6 protein-coding genes, 3 tRNA genes and 1 pseudogene are annotated in these 5077 nt (G+C 70.1%); 7 read left to right on the top strand and 3 right to left on the bottom strand.

Going from position 1 to position 5077, the window contains the following annotated elements; genetic code table 11:
- The first annotated feature begins 1 nt into the window (after window position 1).
- From GT030_RS04420 to GT030_RS04410, 3 genes are all read left to right on the top strand, one after another.
- A tRNA-Glu gene (locus GT030_RS04420) sits at window positions 2-74 on the top strand.
- A 21-nt stretch (window positions 75-95) separates the two neighbouring features.
- Window positions 96-167: transfer RNA gene (locus tag GT030_RS04415), tRNA-Gln, on the top strand.
- Window positions 168-195: 28 nt separating this feature from the next.
- A tRNA-Glu gene (locus tag GT030_RS04410) sits at window positions 196-268 on the top strand.
- Window positions 269-434: 166 nt separating this feature from the next.
- Here the strand turns inward: GT030_RS04410 and ndgR are convergent.
- On the bottom strand, window positions 435-1151 hold the full coding sequence (gene ndgR / locus GT030_RS04405; RefSeq protein ID WP_030808445.1) for an IclR family transcriptional regulator NdgR: 717 nt from the start codon (window positions 1149-1151) through the stop codon (window positions 435-437).
- 197 nt (window positions 1152-1348) lie between these two features.
- Here ndgR and leuC point away from each other — a divergent pair, with 197 nt between their 5' ends.
- The 4 genes from leuC (at window position 1349) to GT030_RS04385 (ending at window position 4618) form a co-directional block, all read left to right on the top strand.
- Entirely contained in the window at window positions 1349-2776 is a 1428-nt protein-coding gene (gene leuC, locus GT030_RS04400; RefSeq protein ID WP_161199935.1) for a 3-isopropylmalate dehydratase large subunit, read from the top strand.
- A 2-nt stretch (window positions 2777-2778) separates the two neighbouring features.
- Window positions 2779-3372 carry a 3-isopropylmalate dehydratase small subunit gene (leuD, locus tag GT030_RS04395; protein WP_161199934.1) on the top strand — a complete coding sequence of 198 codons (594 nt, stop codon included), beginning with the start codon at window positions 2779-2781 and terminating at the stop codon, window positions 3370-3372.
- Window positions 3373-3635: 263 nt separating this feature from the next.
- Window positions 3636-3866: a hypothetical protein gene (locus tag GT030_RS04390; RefSeq protein ID WP_161199933.1), complete on the top strand. Its 231-nt coding sequence runs from the start codon at window positions 3636-3638 to the stop codon at window positions 3864-3866.
- A 137-nt stretch (window positions 3867-4003) separates the two neighbouring features.
- Window positions 4004-4618 (top strand): HU family DNA-binding protein, encoded by a 615-nt coding sequence (locus tag GT030_RS04385; protein ID WP_161199932.1) that lies wholly within the window; start codon window positions 4004-4006, stop codon window positions 4616-4618.
- A 130-nt stretch (window positions 4619-4748) separates the two neighbouring features.
- On the opposite strand, the gene GT030_RS04380 is transcribed toward GT030_RS04385, so the two are convergent.
- Together GT030_RS04380 and GT030_RS04375 are read right to left on the bottom strand one after the other, a co-directional pair.
- A complete protein-coding gene (locus GT030_RS04380; protein ID WP_161199931.1) occupies window positions 4749-4952 on the bottom strand; it encodes a hypothetical protein in 204 nt (67 codons plus the stop codon).
- 9 nt (window positions 4953-4961) lie between these two features.
- Window positions 4962-5077: pseudogene (locus GT030_RS04375) on the bottom strand (2-phospho-L-lactate guanylyltransferase); the annotation flags it as partial.

The following is a 5077-nucleotide window of genomic DNA, read 5'->3' as shown; positions in this document are numbered from 1 at the left end:
GGCCCCCGTTGTGTAGCGGCCTAGCACGCCGCCCTCTCAAGGCGGTAGCGCCGGTTCGAATCCGGTCGGGGGTACTGACTGGTCTAAACCATCATTGGTCTATGGTGTAATTGGCAGCACGACTGATTCTGGTTCAGTTAGTCTTGGTTCGAGTCCAGGTAGACCAGCTCGGACCTGCGGAAACGCAGTGTCCAGGCCCCCGTTGTGTAGCGGCCTAGCACGCCGCCCTCTCAAGGCGGTAGCGCCGGTTCGAATCCGGTCGGGGGTACAGAAGGAAGGCTCCTCGCATAAGCGGGGGGCCTTCGCTGTTTTCCGGGCCCGGTCCCAACAGTCGCTCGCCGTGGCCCGGTTGAGCCCTACAAGTCGGGCGGGAGCGGGCCGCGGCGTTGGGGCCCGCTCCCGCCCGGGAAGCGTCGAATCGGTCGCGTCAGGGCTCAGCCGGAGCGGCGCAGCGCCTCGGACAGCCGGGAGGCGGCGTCGATCACCGCCTGGGCGTGCATCCGGCCGGGATGCCGGGTCAGCCGCTCGATCGGTCCGGAGACCGAGACGGCGGCCACCACGCGGTTGGACGGCCCGCGCACCGGCGCCGAGACCGAGGCCACGCCCGGCTCCCGCTCGCCGATCGACTGCGCCCAGCCCCGGCGGCGCACCCCGGACAGCGCCGTCGCCGTGAAGCGCGCCCCCTGCAGACCGCGGTGCAGCCGCTCGGGCTCCTCCCAGGCCATGAGGATCTGCGCCGAGGAACCCGCCTTCATCGTGAGCGTCGAGCCCACCGGCACCGTGTCCCGCAGTCCGGACAGCCGCTCCGCGGCCGCCACACAGATCCGCATGTCACCCTGGCGCCGGTAGAGCTGCGCGCTCTCGCCCGTCACGTCCCGCAGGTGCGTGAGCACCGGGCCGGCCGTCGCCAGCAGCCGGTCCTCGCCGGCCGCCGCGGCCAGCTCCGACAGGCGCGGGCCCAGGATGAACCGGCCCTGCATGTCCCGCGCCACCAGTCGGTGGTGTTCCAGAGCCACGGCCAGCCGGTGGGCCGTGGGCCGTGCCAGTCCGGTGGCCCCGACCAGACCCGCGAGGGTGGCCGGACCGGACTCCAGAGCGCTCAGGACAAGGGCCGCCTTGTCCAGAACGCCGACGCCGCTACTGTTGTCCATGCAACGATACTCCCGTCTCACTCTGTGAAACGCAAGTTCAATTTTCTCCGGAACGCGCCACTCTTGAAGCACACGGCGGCCCGCGTACGGCGGGCGCGGTGCCGGACGCCCGTACGCACCGAGATCACGGCGCGGGCGTCGCTTCCTCAGGTTCTCTAGATGTGTCGGCGGAACCGTGGCCGGCCGGAGGGAAAGCGATGGGTAGGACACTCGCGGAGAAGGTCTGGGACGACCATGTCGTCCGGCGCGCCGAGGGCGAGCCCGACCTTCTCTACATCGATCTGCACCTGCTGCACGAGGTGACCAGCCCGCAGGCGTTCGACGGTCTCCGCAAGGGCGGTCGCGCGGTCCGTCGTCTCGACCTGACCATCGCCACCGAGGACCACAACACCCCGACCCTCGACATCGACAAGCCGATCGCGGACCCGGTCTCGCGGGCCCAGTTGGAGACACTGCGCAAGAACTGCGCGGAGTTCGGGGTGCGGCTGCACCCGCTGGGCGACGTCGAGCAGGGCGTGGTGCACGTGGTCGGCCCGCAGCTCGGGCTGACGCAGCCCGGCACGACCGTGGTGTGCGGTGACTCCCACACCTCCACACACGGTGCGTTCGGGGCGCTCGCCTTCGGTATCGGCACCTCGCAGGTCGAGCACGTACTGGCGACCCAGACGCTGCCGATGGCCCGCCCGAAGACCATGGCGATCACCGTGGAGGGCGAGCTGCCCGAGGGTGTCACCGCCAAGGACCTGATCCTGGCGATCATCGCCCGGATCGGCACCGGCGGCGGCCAGGGCTATGTCCTGGAGTACCGCGGCTCCGCCATCGAGAAGCTGTCGATGGAGGCGCGGATGACCATCTGCAACATGTCCATCGAGGCCGGCGCCCGCGCGGGCATGATCGCCCCCGACGAGACCACCTTCGCCTACCTGAAGGGCCGCCCGCACGCCCCGGAGGGCGCCGACTGGGACGAGGCGGTGGAGTACTGGAGGACGCTGCGCACCGACGACGACGCGGTCTTCGACGCCGAGGTCGTCATCGACGCGGCCGGACTCTCCCCGTTCGTCACCTGGGGCACCAACCCCGGCCAGGGAGCGCCGCTTTCGTCGCACGTCCCCGACCCGGCTTCGTACGAAGACGCATCGGAGCGCTACGCCGCCGAAAAGGCCCTCGAATACATGGGGTTGACCGCCGGGCAGCCGCTGCGGGACATCGCCGTGGACACCGTCTTCGTAGGTTCCTGCACCAACGGCCGCATCGAGGACCTGCGCTCGGTCGCCGAGATCCTCCGGGACCGCAAAGTCGCCGACGGCGTACGGATGCTGGTCGTCCCCGGCTCCGCGCGCGTGGGCCTGCAGGCCGTCTCCGAGGGGCTGGACGTGGTCTTCAAGGAGGCCGGTGCCGAATGGCGGTACGCGGGCTGCTCGATGTGCCTGGGCATGAACCCCGACCAGCTCGCGCCGGGGGAGCGATCCGCCTCCACCTCCAACCGCAACTTCGAGGGCAGGCAGGGCAAGGGCGGCCGCACCCACCTGGTCTCGCCGCAGGTCGCCGCCGCCACCGCCGTCCTCGGTCACCTCGGCTCGCCCGCCGACCTGTCCGACACCCCCGTGCCCGCTGGAGTGCGATAACGATGGAAGCCTTCACCACCCACACCGGCCGGGCCGTGCCGCTGCGCCGCAGCAACGTCGACACCGACCAGATCATCCCCGCCCACTGGCTCAAGAAGGTCACCCGCGACGGCTTCGAGGACGGTCTCTTCGAGGCGTGGCGCAAGGACGACACCTTCGTCCTCAACCGCCCCGAGCGGCAGGGCGCCACGGTCCTGGTCGCCGGACCCGACTTCGGCACCGGCTCCTCCCGCGAGCACGCCGTCTGGGCGCTGCAGAACTACGGCTTCAAGGCCGTGATCTCCGCCCGCTTCGCCGACATCTTCCGCGGCAACTCGCTGAAGAACGGCCTGCTCACGGTGGTACTGGAGCAGAAGGTCGTGGACGCGCTCTGGGAGCTGACCGAACGCGACCCCGAGGCCGCGATCACGGTCGACCTCGAAGCCCGCGAGGTACGCGCCGAGGGCATCACCGCCTCCTTCGAGCTGGACGAGAACTCCCGCTGGCGGCTGCTGAACGGCCTGGACGACATCTCCCTCACCCTGCGCGACGAGGACGACATCACCGCCTTCGAGAAGGCCCGCCCGGCGCACAAGCCCCGCACGCTGACAAGCTGAGCAACCGCTCGCACGCATAAGGTTTCGGCCACCTCGACGGCCGCCGCGTACCCCCGATCGCCACGATTGGGGGTACGCGCATGTCCGGGTCCGGACGCCCGCGAGCGCCCTCCGCGCGGTCCACAACTCCCCTTCGCCGCAACGAAGTTGCAGTTCCGGGCGTCCCTCGGCGGCGCCCCCTCCCCGCGCCCCGAAACGGCGCGCGGAGGCGGCAGTTGCCCCCTGCGCAGGCGACAACTCGCCCCAGATGGCACAATCTGTGCATGGAACACGACGGCCAACTCCAGCTCTATGCGGCAGTCGCGGACCAACTCAAACAAGCGCACGCAACCGTGCGCACACTGCAAGTCCCGGAGGGCGTACGGATGGCGCTGACCCGGAAGCTGCTGGTCATTACGGCCGCGGCCAAACACGATCCCGCCGGCGCGGCAACGCGTCTCGAACGATTCACCGCGGACCTCGAAGCGGGCCGGATGCCCGAAGAGGACCACTGAATCCGTTCGGGACCGCCGAAACCGATGCGGCACAAGGGTGAGAAGCCCGTTTCGTGTTTGATTTGCGGTATATATCTGCCTAACGTGCGAAAAAGCTTGAACACTTTCGTTCTGGCGATGTCTCCGAAGGGGAAGACGTGAACAAGGCGCAGCTCGTAGAAGCGATTGCCGACAAGATGGGTGGCCGCCAGCAGGCCGCCGATGCTGTCGACGCGGTCCTGGACGCCATCGTCCGCGCCGTCGTCGCGGGGGACCGGGTCTCGGTCACCGGCTTCGGGTCCTTCGAGAAGGTGGACCGCCCTGCCCGCTACGCCCGTAACCCCCAGACGGGCGAGCGTGTTCGGGTCAAGAAGACCTCGGTTCCGCGCTTCCGCGCCGGTCAGGGCTTCAAGGACCTGGTGAGCGGTTCGAAGAAGCTTCCCCGTGGTGGCGAGGTCTCCGTGAAGAAGGCGCCCAAGGGCAGCCTGACCGGCGGCGCTTCCGCGACCGTGAAGAAGGCCGCGGCCAAGAAGGCCACCAAGGCCGCCGCGAAGAAGACGACCGCCAAGAAGGCGACGCCGGCCAAGAAGACCACGGCCACCGCCAAGAAGGCCGCCGCGAAGAAGGCCCCGGCCAAGACCGCCGGCACCACCGCGGCCGCCAAGAAGACCACCGCGAAGAAGGCTCCCGCGAAGAAGGTCACCGCCAAGAAGGCGCCCGCCAAGAAGTCGACGGCACGCAAGACCACCGCCAAGAAGACCACCGCCCGCTAGAGGCACGGCCTTCCACGGCACCCGGTCCCTCAGGGCTCACACGCGCCGGGCCGGACTCCCCGGGGGAGTCCGGCCCGCGGTGCGTTCACACGGCCGCCCAGGGCCCGTTCAGCGCCTGCTCGGCACCCGTTCAGAAGGTCTGGAGGGTCACCAGCGTGATCCGCAGCCCCTCGCCCCGCCCCTCGGTCTCGATCCGCACCCGCTGACCGGGCCGCAGCAACCGCAGCCCGCCCGCGTCGAATGCGGCCGTGTCGAACGGCACCGGGGTGCCGTCGTCGAGCAGCACCTGCCCGCTGCGGCTCTCGGGGTCGTAGGTGTAAGCGGTGGCCTGCATGTCCGCAGCCTACTGCCCGGCGAGCGGCACCGGCGCGGTCCACGCGGCGCTCGCCGCCGCGGTGTACGGGCCCACGCCCAGCGCCAGCGCCACCCGCAGGTCGTCGCCGGTGTCCACGTCCCGCC

The organism is Streptomyces sp. SID1328 (assembly GCF_009865595.1).
Lineage (GTDB): Bacteria > Actinomycetota > Actinomycetes > Streptomycetales > Streptomycetaceae > Streptomyces > Streptomyces griseoluteus.
Note: the sequence above shows the minus strand (reverse complement) of the source record. Positions and strands in the feature narration are given on the sequence as shown.

Coding starts and splice junctions, on each gene's coding strand:
- leuD (WP_161199934.1), top strand. CDS start 2,779: ATGGAAGCCTTCACCACCCACACCGGCCGGGCCGTGCCGCTGCGCCGC.
- GT030_RS04380 (WP_161199931.1), bottom strand. CDS start 4,952: ATGCAGGCCACCGCTTACACCTACGACCCCGAGAGCCGCAGCGGGCAG.
- leuC (WP_161199935.1), top strand. CDS start 1,349: ATGGGTAGGACACTCGCGGAGAAGGTCTGGGACGACCATGTCGTCCGG.
- ndgR (WP_030808445.1), bottom strand. CDS start 1,151: ATGGACAACAGTAGCGGCGTCGGCGTTCTGGACAAGGCGGCCCTTGTC.
- GT030_RS04390 (WP_161199933.1), top strand. CDS start 3,636: ATGGAACACGACGGCCAACTCCAGCTCTATGCGGCAGTCGCGGACCAA.